The sequence below is a fragment of the Pseudoalteromonas sp. SR44-8 genome (assembly GCF_014163635.1).
GTDB classification, from domain to species: domain Bacteria; phylum Pseudomonadota; class Gammaproteobacteria; order Enterobacterales; family Alteromonadaceae; genus Pseudoalteromonas; species Pseudoalteromonas rhizosphaerae.
On record NZ_JACJDS010000017.1, the window covers coordinates 14045 to 31005 of the forward strand.

At 40.5% G+C, this 16961-nt stretch carries 22 protein-coding genes and 1 tRNA gene; 3 read left to right on the top strand and 20 right to left on the bottom strand.

The window, feature by feature from the left end:
- Positions 1 to 10: 10 nt before the first annotated feature.
- Positions 11 to 439, bottom strand: coding sequence for an ATP-dependent zinc protease (locus tag H5183_RS10140; protein ID WP_145237042.1), 429 nt, complete (start codon positions 437 to 439; stop codon positions 11 to 13).
- Positions 440 to 588: 149 nt separating this feature from the next.
- Here H5183_RS10140 and H5183_RS10145 point away from each other — a divergent pair, with 149 nt between their 5' ends.
- Entirely contained in the window at positions 589 to 1560 is a 972-nt protein-coding gene (locus H5183_RS10145) for a zinc transporter ZntB (RefSeq protein WP_145237039.1), read from the top strand.
- Positions 1561 to 1566: 6 nt separating this feature from the next.
- Here the strand turns inward: H5183_RS10145 and H5183_RS10150 are convergent, their stop codons facing one another.
- Positions 1567 to 3672 (bottom strand): ATP-binding protein, encoded by a 2106-nt coding sequence (locus H5183_RS10150; RefSeq protein WP_182731617.1) that lies wholly within the window; start codon positions 3670 to 3672, stop codon positions 1567 to 1569.
- A 353-nt stretch (positions 3673 to 4025) separates the two neighbouring features.
- A tRNA-Arg gene (locus tag H5183_RS10155) sits at positions 4026 to 4100 on the bottom strand.
- Between the two features lie 256 nt (positions 4101 to 4356).
- Between H5183_RS10155 and H5183_RS10160 the strand changes: the two genes are divergently transcribed.
- Positions 4357 to 4539 (top strand): helix-turn-helix domain-containing protein, encoded by a 183-nt coding sequence (locus tag H5183_RS10160; protein ID WP_145237033.1) that lies wholly within the window; start codon positions 4357 to 4359, stop codon positions 4537 to 4539.
- On the opposite strand, the gene H5183_RS10165 is transcribed toward H5183_RS10160, so the two are convergent.
- The 3 genes from H5183_RS10165 to H5183_RS10175 are packed head-to-tail and all read right to left on the bottom strand — an operon-like array spanning position 4536 to position 6251.
- The gene (locus tag H5183_RS10165) at positions 4536 to 5342 is read right to left on the bottom strand and encodes a phosphotransferase (RefSeq protein WP_182731618.1); all 807 of its coding nucleotides are present in this window, start codon (positions 5340 to 5342) and stop codon (positions 4536 to 4538) included. The two genes, H5183_RS10160 and H5183_RS10165, sit on opposite strands and share 4 nt — an antisense overlap.
- A gap of 8 nt (positions 5343 to 5350) precedes the next feature.
- Positions 5351 to 5974 carry a nicotinamide riboside transporter PnuC gene (gene pnuC / locus H5183_RS10170; protein WP_145237027.1) on the bottom strand — a complete coding sequence of 208 codons (624 nt, stop codon included), beginning with the start codon at positions 5972 to 5974 and terminating at the stop codon, positions 5351 to 5353.
- A gap of 25 nt (positions 5975 to 5999) precedes the next feature.
- A complete protein-coding gene (locus H5183_RS10175; RefSeq protein WP_145237024.1) occupies positions 6000 to 6251 on the bottom strand; it encodes a hypothetical protein in 252 nt (83 codons plus the stop codon).
- Positions 6252 to 6382: 131 nt separating this feature from the next.
- Here H5183_RS10175 and H5183_RS10180 point away from each other — a divergent pair, with 131 nt between their 5' ends.
- Complete coding sequence (locus H5183_RS10180) at positions 6383 to 6622, top strand: DUF2960 domain-containing protein (protein WP_145237021.1); 240 nt, start codon at positions 6383 to 6385, stop codon at positions 6620 to 6622.
- Positions 6623 to 6631: 9 nt separating this feature from the next.
- Here H5183_RS10180 and alr read toward each other — a convergent pair whose 3' ends face one another.
- The 14 genes from alr to rpsF form a co-directional block, all read right to left on the bottom strand.
- Complete coding sequence (gene alr, locus H5183_RS10185) at positions 6632 to 7711, bottom strand: alanine racemase (RefSeq protein ID WP_145237018.1); 1080 nt, start codon at positions 7709 to 7711, stop codon at positions 6632 to 6634.
- Positions 7711 to 9090 (bottom strand): replicative DNA helicase, encoded by a 1380-nt coding sequence (dnaB, locus tag H5183_RS10190; protein ID WP_145237015.1) that lies wholly within the window; start codon positions 9088 to 9090, stop codon positions 7711 to 7713. Before dnaB ends, alr begins: the two co-directional genes overlap by 1 nt.
- Positions 9091 to 9190: 100 nt before the next feature.
- On the bottom strand, positions 9191 to 10135 hold the full coding sequence (locus tag H5183_RS10195; protein WP_182731619.1) for a DUF4097 family beta strand repeat-containing protein: 945 nt from the start codon (positions 10133 to 10135) through the stop codon (positions 9191 to 9193).
- An 11-nt stretch (positions 10136 to 10146) separates the two neighbouring features.
- A complete protein-coding gene (locus tag H5183_RS10200; RefSeq protein ID WP_182731620.1) occupies positions 10147 to 10629 on the bottom strand; it encodes a hypothetical protein in 483 nt (160 codons plus the stop codon).
- Entirely contained in the window at positions 10616 to 11167 is a 552-nt protein-coding gene (locus H5183_RS10205; RefSeq protein ID WP_182718069.1) for an RNA polymerase sigma factor, read from the bottom strand. The genes H5183_RS10200 and H5183_RS10205 overlap by 14 nt, the downstream gene beginning before the upstream one ends.
- A gap of 191 nt (positions 11168 to 11358) precedes the next feature.
- Positions 11359 to 13191: a hypothetical protein gene (locus H5183_RS10210; protein WP_182731621.1), complete on the bottom strand. Its 1833-nt coding sequence runs from the start codon at positions 13189 to 13191 to the stop codon at positions 11359 to 11361.
- Positions 13191 to 13715: a PilW family protein gene (locus tag H5183_RS10215; protein ID WP_182731622.1), complete on the bottom strand. Its 525-nt coding sequence runs from the start codon at positions 13713 to 13715 to the stop codon at positions 13191 to 13193. The genes H5183_RS10210 and H5183_RS10215 overlap by 1 nt, the downstream gene beginning before the upstream one ends.
- A complete protein-coding gene (locus H5183_RS10220; protein ID WP_182731623.1) occupies positions 13715 to 14128 on the bottom strand; it encodes a prepilin-type N-terminal cleavage/methylation domain-containing protein in 414 nt (137 codons plus the stop codon). The genes H5183_RS10215 and H5183_RS10220 overlap by 1 nt, the downstream gene beginning before the upstream one ends.
- Positions 14128 to 14577: a GspH/FimT family pseudopilin gene (locus H5183_RS10225; protein WP_182731624.1), complete on the bottom strand. Its 450-nt coding sequence runs from the start codon at positions 14575 to 14577 to the stop codon at positions 14128 to 14130. Before H5183_RS10225 ends, H5183_RS10220 begins: the two co-directional genes overlap by 1 nt.
- A 2-nt stretch (positions 14578 to 14579) precedes the next feature.
- Complete coding sequence (locus tag H5183_RS10230) at positions 14580 to 15017, bottom strand: type IV pilin protein (protein WP_310736427.1); 438 nt, start codon at positions 15015 to 15017, stop codon at positions 14580 to 14582.
- Positions 15018 to 15294: 277 nt separating this feature from the next.
- Complete coding sequence (gene rplI, locus H5183_RS10235) at positions 15295 to 15747, bottom strand: 50S ribosomal protein L9 (protein ID WP_145236982.1); 453 nt, start codon at positions 15745 to 15747, stop codon at positions 15295 to 15297.
- A 36-nt stretch (positions 15748 to 15783) separates the two neighbouring features.
- The gene (gene rpsR / locus H5183_RS10240) at positions 15784 to 16011 is read right to left on the bottom strand and encodes a 30S ribosomal protein S18 (RefSeq protein WP_002962753.1); all 228 of its coding nucleotides are present in this window, start codon (positions 16009 to 16011) and stop codon (positions 15784 to 15786) included.
- A gap of 12 nt (positions 16012 to 16023) precedes the next feature.
- Positions 16024 to 16341 carry a primosomal replication protein N gene (priB, locus tag H5183_RS10245; protein WP_182731625.1) on the bottom strand — a complete coding sequence of 106 codons (318 nt, stop codon included), beginning with the start codon at positions 16339 to 16341 and terminating at the stop codon, positions 16024 to 16026.
- 54 nt (positions 16342 to 16395) lie between these two features.
- Positions 16396 to 16737 carry a 30S ribosomal protein S6 gene (gene rpsF, locus H5183_RS10250; RefSeq protein ID WP_145236974.1) on the bottom strand — a complete coding sequence of 114 codons (342 nt, stop codon included), beginning with the start codon at positions 16735 to 16737 and terminating at the stop codon, positions 16396 to 16398.
- Positions 16738 to 16961: the final 224 nt, after the last annotated feature.

The following is a 16961-nucleotide window of genomic DNA, read 5'->3' on the forward strand; positions in this document are numbered from 1 at the left end:
AGTTAAAACCTTAACTATCTAATAAATGAGATAAAGCCGGATCAACGACTATACGATTTTCCATGGCTGTGCGCCCTAATAACATTCTAAACTTCATACTCGCTCGGCTGGTCAAAGTGACTTCTATTGGCCAACTTTTATCACCAGCGCAGAGCTTAGTCTCAATAAAATACCGCAACTCACGCTGCCCACTTGAGCTGGTTACATATTTCATCTTTTTTACTTTAGCATCACACTCAATTTGAGTGTGCTCATCTTCTTGCAAAGGCTGAGCAATAAATTTAACCCACTTTTCGCCTTCTCGCTCATATTCTTCAATATTAAGAGCATGAATACATGACGTACGGGCGCCCGTATCAATCTTAGCCTTAATTTGATTAATGCCAAGCTCAGGTAAACTTAACCACTCACGCCAACCAACAATTATCTTTGCCGTCATAAATGTGCCCTTTAATAAAAAACTGTCTTATACGCTACACGGATAAAAACACAAATGAAATAATTTTATCCAAATGATAAGCTAATTTAATTGACCTAAGTCACTCAATAGTCAACTATATTAACATACAGGATTAATGAGAATTTACTATGTTCAATGGTTTACTACACGCACTTATACTTGATGAACAAGGCGGCGCACGCACAATTGATAATAGCGCAGACCTACATAACTGGCAGCCTGAGCAAGGTAAATTGTGGGTTCATCTTGATTATAGCCAAAGTGAAGCCATAGATTGGTTACAAAACAGTGAATTGTTGACTGATTATGAACTTGCATCATTAACAGCCGATGAAACACGCCCTCGTATCACCAAAGTAACTAACGGTTGTATGTTGTTTTTACGAGGCGTGAATTTAAATCCTGCGCAGAGCCCTGAAGACATGGTCTCAATTCGTTTATTTATCAATGAAAATGTAGTGGTCACTACCCGAAAACGCCGTTTACTTTCAGTCCAAGATATTTTAGCTGCACTGGAAGAAAAAACTGGGCCAGTTAGCATTTCTGAATTAGTTTGCCAACTTACACAAAATCTTACCTCACGTATGCAAGGGGTAATTGATGGTTTAGATGACACTCTCGATATTTTTGAAGATGAAATTGACGAGCCGACCAAGCGCTTTGATAACCAAGGACTGTCGCAGTTACGCCGTCAATCAATTGGTTTAAAACGCTACTTAAGGCCACAAAAAGAAGCGCTCAGTACTTTAATGGCAAACAAATACAGCTGGCTTAGTGAAAACGACAAAGCCAAGTTAAACGAAACCACCAATCTACTGATCCGCTTTATTGAAGAATTAGACAGCTCTATTGAACGTGCGCAAATTATTCAACAAACCATTACTAATCAGGTTTCTGAACAATTAAATCAGCGTATGTATGTGATGTCGGTGGTTGCGGCACTGTTTTTACCGCTAGGATTTTTAACCGGTTTACTTGGCGTAAATGTAGGCGGTATCCCTGGTACAGAGAGCCCTTACGCATTTAGTTTTTTTGTTATATTTTTAGTCGTGATCACCGGTGCCATCGGCGTTTACTTCAAAAATAAAAAGTGGCTTTAAAAATACTCACGGTTGTTCAATTACATTGATTGGTATAGTAATGATAAAAGTAGTGCCAGTACCTAATTGACTCTGGCACTCTATCGTACCGGCTAGTTTATGTATTACTAAATTATAAACAATGTGCAACCCCAAACCTAAGCTCAGTTGTGCGTTATTCGTAGAAAAGAACGGGTCAAATACTTGCTTGCGGACATCTTCTGGCATGCCTTTACCATTATCGCTGATTATCAGCTGAAGTTGTTCATCATGTTTACTCACTTTAATGTTCACCTCCCCAGGCGTTGAATCATCAAAAGCGTAAACTAAGGCATTTTCCACTAGCTGCCCTAAAATTTGCGAGAATGCACTTGGTGAGGCAAAAAAACGAATTTCTTGCTGGTATTGGCATTTAACTTTATGAGGGGTTTGGTCAACACGTGAGTGGATTGACAGCAGAATATTATCGATATACTCACCTAAGTTAAACCAGCGATTTTCCTGTGTATCGTTGTCTACCGCAACTTGTTTAAAGTTATTGATTAGATTTGTAGCTCTGTGGAGATTAACGCTCAATAACTCTGTGCTTTGTATTATATGATCATAGGCCTGATTAAACTCCTCTCTCGACATGTTACCCGCAGCCGCTTTGCCATGAATAGTTTTCGAGGTGCTTTCCAGTACTGATGCAGCCGTGACGCAAATGCCCAATGGGGTATTTATTTGATGAGCAACTCCAGCAACTAATCGTCCTAACGACGCATGCTTTTCATTTTCAATTAACTGTTGCTGAGTACGTTTTAGCTGTTCCAGCGATAATGTTGCTTCTTTGGTCTTAGTCTCAAGCTCAGCAGTACGCAGAGCCACTTTACGCTCAAGTACCGCATTTAACTGTTTTACTTGTTGCTGTGAAGACATCAACTTGGTATTCGCATCTTCAATCTCACTGACGTAGCTTTTTACTTGTAAGTACACATCATTTAAAGCAGTAATAATTGGGGTAAACTCATTGCGTTTAGCATACTCAACTGGCAGTAGATTAACTTGCTTATTACTACCATAACGAATAGAGCTTTTTATGATATTTAATACCTGATCAAAAGGGCTAAACAAAGCTTTGAGGATAAAAATCATCAGTATAATAAAGCCGAGCCCTATGCCACTGCCTGTGATTAAAGCCCAAGAAGACACTTTATCAACTTGTTTACTTAAATCATTTTTAGGAACTAATGAGCCAAAGATAAAACCGCTCTCACTAAGCTGATAAAAAATATACTTATCTTCAATTGCTAGCTGCTCAAACCCAAAGCTATTGACCTTACTTAACCGACTTTGAGCTACTAATGTTGCCGCCCAAGGAAAGTCATCGGTCAACTGCTGTACCGTTTGAGGCTTGTCTGTAAAGCCAATAATTAACTCAGAATCCCGGTGAAATAAAAATGATTGTGCATTTTCGGTCACTTTAATGCTGACTAAAAACTCACTTAACTCAGCTAAAGACCAGTCGAGCGTCGCCATACCAATCGGACTGCGGTTATCGTCAAGCATCACCGCATCTATGGTCATCATCAACGAGAATGAGCCTGCATCATCGTAATAAGGGTTAGTCCAAAATATAGGACGATAGCTTGATTGGTTTAATCCCCACCCTTGCTGTACAGCAAGCTGGTACCAATCCTGAGAAAAATAATCGTACTGTGGTGTATTGAGATCCCACGTAAATTGCAGCTGTTTATTTTCTTTATATACATATGGGCCAAAATAACGATACTGCTCATCCAGTACCTGCGGTTGATACCAAAGCCCTCCGCCCATAGCTTGCTCAAAACTAGTAAACTTGTTTTGTAACGTGCGCTGAGCCAGTTCCTTGATATCAGCCATGGGAGTAGATTTTTGATGACGCAGAAAGTATAACTGTTCACCACTTAGAGCCAGATCGATCGCATGACCTTGCATTTGTTCTGTAAGATGATTGATACGGGAAATAGTGCCATTAAACACAGCCTGAATTTCATTTTGCTTAAATTCATCCAAAGATTCTTTGTAAATTAGCGTGTTGAATAACTGTAGGGTTGAATAAGCCAATATCTCAAACAAAATGACAAACACCAGAATACGGGTTTTAATATTCATTCAATCTCCAGAGTACCCTTTGCTAAAGAGCTCATTTAACACAACACTCACAGGCATTGCCTAATAACAACTGTGCTCGACTTACTTAGTATGCAAAAGGACATGAAACTGTAATCCCCCCATTTTTAATGGAGGCGAGCTGTAGTGCATAATACAATTCCCTAAGATAATGAATTATGAGTATAGCCCAGTTGTCAGTTTTACCACTTGTGCAATTTATTTAATTCAAAATATTAGTAGGGGTTTATTTACATCATGAGTACTAAAAGAGTGTGATTGAGGGCAAACACAGTGGAGTAAGATAGAGAATTATTATTGATTGCCTTTGATGAAAGGCTTGGCATTATTGCAAATGGCGCTCTCGGTAGGGATCGAACCTACAACTCAGCCTCCGGAGGGCCACGTGATATCCATTTCACCACGAGAGCACATTTGTGCCACCACACCAACTCGCGATATCAGTGCTTAGGCCGAGCAATAATAAAGGCATATGCAATTAAATGCTAGCTTCTATCGCTTAGATGCTTAATAATTCAGCAAATTATAATAAATTACTTCACAAGCAAGCAAAAAACAGCTATTAAATTATACTTAATAAAAATCACTAACCATTTTGCAACATATAAATGCCCGTTTAACGACTTTTTAAGGCGCTTGTAAAAGGTTTAACATGAGGAAGTATCTATGAGTTTAATGTCAACCGAGCAAGTAGCGGAGTTTTTAGGGGTTAAAGTTGAACGTGTAAAGCGTCTTGCCCGGGAAAGTTTATTAATATCGAAATCTGTTGATGAAAACGGCGAACCACTATTTGATGCAGATGAAGTTGCAAAATACAAAGAACTTGCGGCGCGTTTTGGTGGTCTTTAACGATGCTCCATTGAGCTAATCAAACAATCCAACTGCGTACGCAACTCAGTCACTTTATTATCGACTGAGCGTGCGCTATACCAACAAATACACAACACTAAAAACACCAACTGATAGCATTCAAGCTTTTGCAGTGAATAGTGAAATTTTTGAATAGCAGGCAATTGCTGTTGGTAGTTTGAAAGCAAGCTATTTTTTTGCTTATCATTCAACGCAAAGCTAACAGTCAGTGCTGCTAAATCGAAGTATACGTCATTACTTTTAGCGTACTCAAAATCAATTAAAAACATGCCTTGGCTATTCACAATAATATTTTCTTTTACTAAATCATTATGGCAAAAACCTTCATCACGGGGTAATAACGCGATTTGCTTTAATGCATCCTCAACGCTTGCTTGATATTGCTGATATAAGCGAGTTTGTTTATAAAAATCCAGCTCATACTTTATATCCATCGCCTCAGTAACAACATCATGGCAATGAAAAGCAATCAACTTTTGCAGCAACTCTAAAGTGTAATCCCCTTGTGCAATATTCCCCTCTAGGTATTCAAAAATCGCCAGCTTGTTAACTTCATCAGTCCACAGTGGTTTGGGGCATACCTGCTGCTGCGCAAATACAGTTTGTGCTGCCAAGCCCTGCACTGGCCAATGCTCGCGATAGCACTTTAATAAAAAAGCCTGCTGTGCAGTACGCACTAAAAAGTTATCGTTACTTAAACCGCTAAATAGCCGCTCATTGCTCAATACCTTTAGTTGTGGATCAAAAGCGGCAAAAATGCCGCTAATTTCTTTACCTGTCATACTGCTTCTTATAATTGCGCCAAAGGCTTAGCTTGATTTTGCTCATACTCTTCATACCAGGTTTTAAACCCCCATGCTGCCATTATGGTGTAAAAAATAAACAGCGCTAATGTTGGGTAGTAGCCTTTCTCGTAATACAAATACATCGAAGCCGCATCAATTACAATCCAATACAGCCAATTTTCCAGTACTTTTTTCGCAACTAAATACGTTGTAACAACAGCAAAACAGGTTGTAAAACTATCTAAATAAGCAAAGTCTGCATGGGTGTGATTGTTCATCACATAACCAAATATTAATGCCACAATCGAAGTCGCAATAATAATGAATAAGTGTTGATGCAAGCACCATGAGGTAATCACTAATTGATGTTTATTAGCGTCGCCTTTTCGCCATATTACCCACCCATAAACCGCCATATACATATAGTAAAAATGCAATAGCGATTCCATTAATAAAGCACCATTCCAATACATTATGGTATAAATAAGGGTGCTAAAAAATGCCGCAGGCCAACACCACAGATTTTCTTTTATTGCTAATAGCAAATATGCCATAGAGAGCGCCACTGCGATATATTCCCAGTGCGACATTGCAGTAAACCCTGCGAGAGTTTCTGTAATAAATTCCATAATTGATCCACTAAGGCTTTAGCTGCTATTGGGGAGAGAGATCACCATTGAGGAATTTACAAACAAAAATAGCTTTGCCAAACTCTTCGTATGAACGTTTTATCTCTGTACTAAGCACTGACATTACTAAATCGTAATCCCCAAAAATTTGCGTCGACAAGGTATTTGTTATTACTTTTAAATCGTCATATTCATTTAAGCGATCAATAAACCCCTTAATAAATGGGATATAATCTTGATGAAGTGGGTACTTACTGATCTCTACAGATAATTTCATGACAATTCCTTGGTTTATTTAAAAATATGTCCGTTATTGTAACTTGAGCTAAGCTACAAGTCATTCAAAGGTAGAGCGGATGTCGAAGAAGGTGTAAAATTAACGCAATTAAATTATTTTATGGGTGACTCATGGCACGACGCATTACGTACAAATTTAAAAATCAGCCTCGCGAAATTAATTTTGCAAAAGATAAATATCGCGATATGTATCAGGCTATTGCCGCGGCTGAAGGGATTGATTTAACAAATTACTTAAAGATGGAACAGCAAATTGCTATGACTTCAAAAGGTTCTGCGGCAGTGCGTAATTTTCGTGATGAAGAGTTTGCTCGCATGGGTTTTAGCGATGTGTATTTTATCAAAGAGTAACGCTTAGCATTACTCTAAATATTCATAGCTTACCCGTGGGGTAATATTACAGACTAACTCGTAAGGGATTGTCGTGGCACATTGGGCGATTTCTTCAACGGGTAATTCTGGGCCCCACATCACCACCTCATCGCCGACTTTGATGCCATCAGCATTTGCACCAATATCAACACTGATCATATCCATAGAGATGTTGCCAGCAATACCATAACGTTTGCCAGCAATCACTACAGGTGTGCCATGTCTAGCATGGCGCGGATAACCATCACCATAGCCCATGGCCACCACTGCAAGCTTAGTCGGCTGAGCACTTTGCCAACAACCACCATAACCAACACCTTGCGCGGCATCAACATCGCGAATTGCAATGACCTTAGTGGTTAAGCGCATCACTGGCTTCAGCTGATGGTCTTTGCCAGAAGTGTTAAGCATTGGTGATACACCATACATCATCAAGCCTGGACGTACCCAGTCGCCATGACCTGCAGGCCAAGCAATAATACCAGCCGAATTTGCTAAACAATGTGCTTGTTGTTTGCCTTGCACTAATGAATCAAACAAAGCAATTTGCTCAGCTGTTTTGGGATCATTAACATCATCGGCACTGGAAAAATGCGTCATTAAATTGATTGTATCTTTAGCGTTATTCGTCGCTTGCAAGCGCTGATAAAAATCATTCAACTGCGTTGGTGCAATCCCTAAACGATGCATACCGGTATTGATTTTTAACCAGCAACTGATTGGTTCATCGAGCTTTGCATTTTCAAGTGCCCTGAGCTGATTTTCATCATGGATAATGGTTTGAAAGTTATTGGCTAATAAAATCGGCAAATCATCTTGATGGAAAAAACCTTCCAGCAACACAATAGGCTTGGTCAGCCCACCCGCCCGCAGTGCTAGAGCTTCATCTATTCGTGCCACTGCAAATGCGTCAGCATCATTAAGATGCTGCGCTATTTTCACTAAACCATGGCCATAAGCATTGGCTTTTAATACCGCCATAACTTTACTATTAGGCGCAAACTGTCGCACTTGCGCTAAATTATGAGCAAGTGCTTGTAAGTTAATTTCGGCAATAGCTAAACGCATCAGTAATCGTCGTCTACCGCAGGTCCGGCGTAATTATCAAAACGCGAGAACTGACCTTGGAAAGTTAAACGTACTTTACCAATTGGACCATTACGTTGTTTACCTATGATAATTTCAGCAATCCCTTTCTCAGTACTGTCTTCGTTATATACTTCGTCGCGGTAGATAAACATGATTAAATCGGCATCCTGCTCGATAGAGCCTGATTCACGTAAGTCGGAGTTAATTGGGCGTTTATCGGCACGCTGCTCTAGAGTACGGTTTAGCTGCGACAGTGCTACGACTGGGCATTGGAGTTCTTTTGCTAATGATTTAAGTGACCGTGAGATTTCAGCAATTTCTAAAGTACGGTTATCAGAGAGGCTGGGAACGCGCATTAGCTGCAAGTAATCGACCATGATCATACTTATCCCACCGTGATCACGAGCTATACGACGCGCACGTGAGCGAACATCTGTTGGAGTTAGACCTGATGCATCATCAACATACATCTTTCCTTTTTCCATCAGTAGCCCCATGGTTGATGAAAGACGCGCCCAATCGTCATCATCCAATTGACCGGTGCGCACTTTGGTCTGATTAATTCGACCAAGGGATGCCAACATCCTCATCATAATCTGCTCCGAGGGCATTTCTAATGAGTAAATAAGCACAGGCTTATCTTGTGTCATTGCGGCATGTTCAGCTAAGTTCATCGCAAATGTGGTTTTACCCATCGACGGACGGGCGGCCACAATGATTAAATCTGATGGCTGCAAACCAGTGGTCATTTTATCTAGATCGGCATAACCAGTACTTACCCCCGTCACACCATCTTGTGGCGACTGGTACAACTCTTCGATTTTATCGACTGTTTTTTCTAAGATGCTGTGAATACTTTGCGGACCATCGTTACTTTTTGTCCGCTGCTCAGCAATTTTAAACACTTTACTCTCTGCAAAGTCGAGTAAATCGTGGCTGGTGCGCCCTTCCGGATTGAAACCTGCTTCGGCTATTTCATTGGCAACGCCAATCATTTCACGTACCACAGCACGTTCGCGTACGATATTCGCATAGGCGTCGATGTTCGCCGCACTTGGCGTATTTTTAGCAATTTCAGCTAAATAAGCAAAACCACCGATACCACTGAGTAAATTCTTTTTCTCTAAGCTCTCTGATATGGTGATCAAATCGATTGGATCGCCTATTTCAGCAAGCTCGACCATGGCTTCAAAAATAAGCTTATGGGTACGTGTATAGAAATCTTGCGAAACGACCAACTCGGCAACACGGTCAAAGGCTTGATTATCAAGCATTAAGCCACCTAAAACAGATTGCTCTGCTTCAATGGAATGAGGAGGAACTTTAAGAGTGTCGACTTGTTTATCTGGTTTAGCCATAACTTCGCAATACTAACAATGAATGGCCTCTATTCTATCTACTTGGCTACGTTGTGCAAAGAGCAAAGCAGGATTTCTTTTCCTACTTTGCTATGGGAGATTACTTTTGCTTACGTAATTCTATGCGCCCACTGATAGTGTCTATTTCAATATCAGCATCACCACCATTAACCGCAAACTCCAATTCACTTGATGGCCCATATTTCGCTTTTTTAACTTTATCGTCACTCAACTCATTAATAATTTTACCATTGGCATGCGCTTCAATTTCAAACCGCGCAGAAACATCCGTCGGGAAATAAAAATCGGCATCGCCACTAACAGATTCATAAGTAATTTGCGCACCTTTGAGTAACTCATTAATATGTATTTCACTCTCACCATTTACCGTGCTAATACGTAAGCTTTTTAATGCCTGAAAAGCAAAGTCAATATCGCCATTAACATTCTCTAAGCGAACTTCTTGAGCTGCTGTTTTGGATTTAATATCACCATTGACAGCAGTAAAGCGCAGCGTGCCTTGTGAGTCTTTGTCATTAATTTCGCCGTTTACGGTTTCATAGCGTATATCACCTTTTAAGCCTATCGCACTGACATCACCATTAACGGTATCCACACTAATATTGCCACTGATGTTTTTTAAGTTAATATCACCATTAACGACATCAATATCAGCCCCGGCGATCAAATTTTTAGCACTGATAGTGGCGTTAACACCGGTAAATTCAAGTTCGCTGCTCTTTGGCATATAAATAACTAATTGAGAACCATCGCCACTATTCCAACCGTTATTATTGTTACGCGGCATTTTAACGATAAATTCGATACGATCTCCTGCCACTTCTAAACGATACCCTTGTGCTTTATCATCAAGCTCACCGGTGATCTGTAATTGTGATTTATCCCAACCCTCAATACGTACATCACCGCGTTGGTTATCTATAAAAATACGCTTATTAGCGGGCACCTCAATTTGTTCATTGATTTTCTCACCAGCAGAGGCGAAAAACGGCAATAAAGTTAGTGCTAATAGTAATGTTTTCATGGTTGATACTCCTAAATTTGTTGCCACTTCGGTGCATGCACCTTATTGATTAGATCTAATTGCTGCTGATAAACCTGTGCTAGCATTTTTAATAACGCTGGATTCTCAGGCTCATTGTCGAGGGCTTGCTTTATTGCCCGCTCAGCGTCCTCTAATTCTGTTAATTGCTGTTGCCAGTTATCTGTCAATGCAGGCTGATTTTGATATTGCACCAACAAGGTTTGTTTTTGCTGGGTAAAATAGTCACTCATCACCACACTTGTCGCAGGCTCAGAGCCGGAAAACAGCAACTGCACGGTTAATAAAGCCGCCACTGAGCATGCTGCCACACCCGCTAATTTAGGCCACAGCGCAGCTTTACCTTGCGCCTGAGGAGCATGCGTTAATGCTTTTTCGATACCTGGCCATAAATCTTTTTGTGGTGAGATCTCTGACTCAGTGTTATTGATTGACTCAGCTAAAAATGTTTCAAAATTAGGCTTACTCATTTTCATACCACTCTTTTAATAACTGACGGGCGCGATGAAATTGCGACTTACTAGAACCCACTGCCATTCCTAACATAGTGGCAATCTCTTCATGGCGATAACCTTCAATGGCGTGCAGCACAAATACCATACGAGCTCGCTCAGGTAGTCGTAATACTAACTTGTCGAGTCCATTTAGACCTTGGCAATCTGTTGCGCTTTGTTCATCCATACCGCTTTGCTCGAAGCTCACTACTTTTTGCAACCAATTCTTATGTTTACGTAAATAGCTAATCGCAATATTACTGGTGACACTGTGCAGCCAAGTTGAAAACTGTGACTGTCCTTCAAAGCTAGCGATTTTATGCCACAGCTGCACAAATACTTCTTGAGTTGCATCTTCGGCATGTTCGCGATCTGCGAGTAACCGTAAGCACAATCCATAAACCCGCTTTACATGTAATTCATAAAGTGCAGCATAAGCATTTTGATCACCGCTTTTTACACGGGTAATAAGTGCATCTTCGCTTAGCTGTGTAAAAGCATGTTTTGCATCTATCAACATCGTTGATGTTGTCCCTTTATGATTATTATTATGAAATGAGTATACCTAAGCACTCAGGAAATACGATCTTTCAGAATTTTAAGTTTCTTGAATAGTTAGACGTGAGGTGTAAGTGAAAAGGTTTAAATGACATGAAATTATTTTTAACAAAAAACGGCTAACTTATCAGCTAGCCGTTTTATCAAGTGGTTTTATAACGTTGCTTCTGGGGGATCTTCTTCGGGCCCTTCAGTGGTTTTTTCCGGTACTTTATATGACCAGCCAAGGAAAACTAATTTGCCGTCAGACGCGCTGCCCCCACCACTACTTATATTTGCTAGATTTGAATCATGGTGAATACCACCTTTGCCAGACGCTGAAACCGTTTTGCCCCGAATTGAGCCACTGAAACCACCATTAGCGACGACTTTAACATCAGTCTTTGGCGCATAGATGGCTGCATACAAATTAGCATCAGCATCAATATCAATACCATTGGCTTGTTCATTGCTGGAATAAATACTGAATACCGGTTTACCAGTTTTGGTTAACCCATGCTTCATTGTGATCGACCCTGGAGACGCTTTCAATTTTACTTTACCGTTGACATAAAGGCTTAAGCTGCTGCCTTGTGCTATATGGATCTCTGAAGCGCCTTCCATCATGAAGTGACCATTTACTATCAAGGTTACATCACCACCCGCGACTTTTAAAATGCCATTATTTAATGAGAAGTTACCTGCTTTTAATACTTTTACATCAACAACGTTCTCAATTGTGTTTAACGTATAATTAAGTGTCGCAGGACGTGCGCCTAACCACTTTTCCCATACATAATCACCTTGATTTTCAATCTTAGACTGAGCTATCTCAGGCGTTAACTCGTAGATAACACGTGTTTCTGGCTTATCAGAGACTAGTGTTGAACTACCGTGTTTCACAATAATATTTTCGGCGCTAGGATCAACCAGGCCATCAACAACCGTTGTTATATTTATTGAATCGCACTGTGTTTGCCCTGCTGTAAAATTATCAGGATCTTGAAAAGGTACCAACTCAACATTTGGTGATACATTATAACGTGGATCTGAGTAAGGAATACCACCTTGTTCAAGGTGTGGTGCTAAATCTTTTGCATTTAATTTGCCGCCATATAAAACGTCTAAGCCGTCATTATTTCTATTTTCTAGCACAGTACTCGCACTGTTATTAGGGAAGTTAAGATCTTTATTTGCTCTAACTACGCCTAATATTTTTCCTTGCTTCCAGGTAACCCCTCCCGCCGATAAAACATCTCCGCCTACAGCTGTATCAAGTGGAAAACCATCGGGTAAAACAGGATCAGTCGATACTGTAAAATTCGAATCAATTGTAATATGGTTATTTGCACGCAATGTGCCTGTGATTGGAGATGAGCCGGAAAAAGTAATACTGCCAGTCGCATGAACACTCCCCCAAATAGTTGAAGCACCTGATAATGTAACATCCTTATCTTTATAAACCGTGCCTATGACAGCGCCAGCCTCAGCCTTGTCAGGATCGTAATCCCCTTTACTTGAGTCATAGCTATCAATTCGACCACTGGCACTGAGTGACACCCCTTCACAGCCCACAATTGCGTTCTCAAAAACAGAGCCTCCTTTACCTGGCGTAAATCCAAACCGTGCGACTAAATTACTTTGTGCATCACCACCATAACGCTCACCCAAGCTTATGATTTCTAGCTCTCCAGCAGCATTTTTACTAATACTGGCATTATAAGTTGCATCTTCGCCAATCAAACCGCGGCCTGATGCTGTGCCTGTCGCTGCGATCAAGCCATCGATATCTAAGGTTTTATCATCTGAAAAAGCTTGCTGTAATAACTTAGCTTCTTCGAAAACACCTTTTTCAGCGAGTAAACGGCTATTTATTTTCTTTTGAAAATTGCCACTCATACGCTCTTGAATAATATTTTCACGCAATGAATTAAGTACCACAATACTCGCCATACTGGTGAGGATAAGTACTGTTACAAGCGTAAAACCACTTTGTTTTTTAGCCATTACACACCACCAAAAGCATTGTTTAAAATAACATTAGAGACCGCAATATCAATGGCAATAGTGTTTCCAAATTGCGCAGGTAAATTATCTGGGCCAACATTAATAGTGACAATGTTATTATCAATTGCAAAACTCAACCGGGCGACTCCCGTCAATAACCGCTCTGCTGGAGCTGCTCCTAATGTACACATTAAATTATTGCCTACTAGGCTATAAACTTCATTTATATCAGCTGTTGATACACTGCCATTACAGGTGATAACCCCAGCTGGCTGAGTAACAGTAATTGCCGAGCCATCTGCTGCAACCAAAGGTGCGCTTGGTGTTTGTTTAATGCTACGCGTAAAAACCTTACTTGTGTAACGTATTACTTCTTGCGCATTTTCAAGCTCTTTACTAACTGAAATAGTGCCTTTAATAGCTGAGTATGAAAGGCTAACTCCAGCTAGTAGGAATGAACCAGCGGCTAGAGCCACCATCAGTTCTACAAGGGTATAACCTCGCGGACGATAAATTGCCATCATCAAATACACCCAACTGGTAGCTCAGGGTAACTAGCATTTAAGGTAATTTGATTTTCTAATTGAGCAGGGTCTTGTTGCTTGATCCGCTCATCAGCCCATGAAACTGTGATTTGCATATCATGCGCATACGCCGCAGGTAAGCTCAGCTGATAATCATTGATTTGCGGGTCTAAAGAGGCACGAAAGTTAGCATCCGTGAATAAAGCTGGATTCGTCGTTTGTAACTCACACAAGCGAGGCCAAATACGCTCTAAAGTATTTTGCCCTTGCACCAGCGATACAGTGTAATTAAAACTGTTAGTGGCATATTGTAGCGATTTGAGCTGAGCTGCTGCCAACCCTAATAAAGCAATACCGGCGATAACAACTGACAGCATCACTTCTAATAATGAAAAGCCACTTTGTTTAATCATTATGCACATGCCACTGATTTTTCAGCTAACCAATTTTGGCCGCTTTTTAAAATGCACAAGTAATAATCTACCGTTTTATCATTGTCATCTTTAATTAAAATCTCGCTCGCCGCAGAGATTTCGCCACTTGACCACACGGTACGATCAACTAAACCAACTGTTACACCATGATGTTGGATGACGAATTCTTTTAATACTGTATCAACACCATCAACAGCTGCTGTTACCTGCCATTTATCACCACTTACCACTAGCTTAATCTCACGATTACGTTTTACCGCCTCACTGCGCGCATATTTATACACACTATTGAGCTGATTTGCGGTGGTAACAACCCGATCTTGCATGATTTGCTGGCTAAAAGAAGGAAACGCTAATACCGCCATAATCGCAACGATCCCAACCACAATCATCAACTCCACTAATGTAAAACCGGCTGTTCTAGTCATTGTTACTCCCAGCAACTATTAGCATCAGCTGATTGTGTGCCATCATGCTTAATCACTAATGCACCACAGCGATCTCCTGCTTGGGCAGAACCGATTTTTGGGGTTGCAGTTAATGTAAAAGCACGACTTTTAAAATTAGCATCAGCTGCAGCGCCACTAACGCGGTTTAGCGCTGTATAAGTAAAAGTATAAAAATCTGTATTTTTTGCCGTATCAAAAGCATTTGGATAACCACCATTACGCGAATAAATACGCTCTAATACTGCACCATGTTGCAACATTACTTGTTGAATATCGGCACGGCGACTACGCTCCATATGCTCAATATATGAAGGCATAGCTACACTGTATAATATGCCTAGAATGGCAACGACTATTAATAACTCGATTAATGTGAAACCAGAAGAAAGCTTCGCATTTTTTATCATCTGCTCTTTCAATTTAAACATCCTTAACACTATGCCCAGTGCACAAACAATATACAGTGACAACGCTGTCACTGTCAATAATCTGTAACCTAATTACAATGCAGCTACATTTTAATAGGTATAAATAATTAGTTTTTATTTTAAATCAAACTATACCAGATAAAAAACCTAAAAAAGGGACTTTAATCAATATTTATGTGGGAAATGATATGCTAGCTAGTGATATGTGTGAGAATAATAAACAAAAAAGCCGTGCTTTTCAGCACGGCTTTTTTCGCTTAATTAGAAATTAAGCTTCAGCGATTACGATTACTTTGATAGTAGCCGTTACTTCTGAATGAACTGCGATTGATACGTCAAATTCGCCAGTCTCACGGATAGTACCTAGAGGTAAACGAACTTCTGACTTAGCAACTTCAACACCAACAGCTGAGATAGCGTCAGCGATGTCGCGAGTACCGATAGAACCGAATAACTTACCTTCGTCACCGGCTTTAGATACTAATGTAACTTCAGCTAATGCTTCAAGCTTATCAGCGCGTGCTTGTGCAGCAACAAGCTGGTCAGCGATTTTCGCTTCAAGCTCAGCACGACGTGCGTCAAAAGTTTCAACGTTAGCTTTAGTTGCAGGAACTGCCTTACCTTGTGGGAAAAGGAAGTTACGTGCGAAGCCAGATTTAACTACAACCTGGTCACCTAGGCCACCTAGGTTAGCGATCTTATCTAGTAGAATAACTTGCATGTTTCTACACCTTTTAAAAACGTGTTAATCCGCTGCTTACTTATGTAAGTCAGTGTATGGAAGAAGGGCTAAGTAGCGAGCACGCTTGATAGCAGTTGCTAGCTGGCGCTGGTATTTAGCGCTAGTACCTGTAATACGGCTAGGTACGATTTTGCCACTTTCTGTAACATAGTTTCTAAGAGTAGCTAGATCTTTATAATCGATTTGTTGTACGCCTTCCGCTTTAAAGCGGCAGAACTTACGACGTCTGAAATAACGTGCCATGAGATAAATTCCTCAAATAATTCTTTCTATATGCTGAGCATGCAAAACCAATTGGCTAAGGCCGTTACGACCTTCGTGACGATTTAAAAAACCGCTCACTTGCAATGCCTGCCCAACGTGCAAATGTTGAGTCTGTTGTTGCATTTGCTTACCACTAGCAACCACTTGAAGCCGTACATAACTATTACGGTTAAGATCTGCTTCAATTTGCATTGATTTGTGTTCTACAACAAAAATACAATGCGGGATACCAGCAGGGCTTTGGCTAAACTTAGGTGTTTTACAAACAACCCCAGAAATAACCAGCTGATTCATAAAAGGACTGACCATATGGTTTACCTTAAAATTATCGCTGATCAAGTGCCATGCTTGGACTCAAAACAATTAAGCAGCTGGTGCTTCTTTCTTCTCTTCTCTTACAAGAGGAGATGCTTCAGTTACAGCGTCTTTAGTACGCATAACTAAGTTACGAAGCACTGCATCGTTGTAGCGGAAAGTAGTTTCTAGCTCGCTGATTACTTCAGTAGGTGCTTCAACGTTCATAAGAACATAATGAGCTTTATGAAGCTTGTTGATTGGGTATGCCAGTTGACGGCGGCCCCAGTCTTCAAGACGGTGGATAACACCACCAGCTTCAGTGATAGAACCAGTATAACGTTCGATCATACCAGAAACTTGCTCACTCTGATCTGGGTGAACCATGAATACGATTTCGTAATGACGCATGGATATTCCTTACGGTTAATAGAGCCTTCTACCGTTTCAGCCGGTCGGTTTAAGGCAAGGAATTAATATTAAATAGGCCGAAATGAGCGCGCATTTTACGCTTAGTCGGAAAATTAAGCAAGTAGGTTTTTAGCTTTAAGTGGTAAGTTGAAAAATCAGCTATCCGCTCAAAAAGAAAAACCATGCTTATTAAGTCAAGCATGGTTTCAAATTTTATCTCTAAA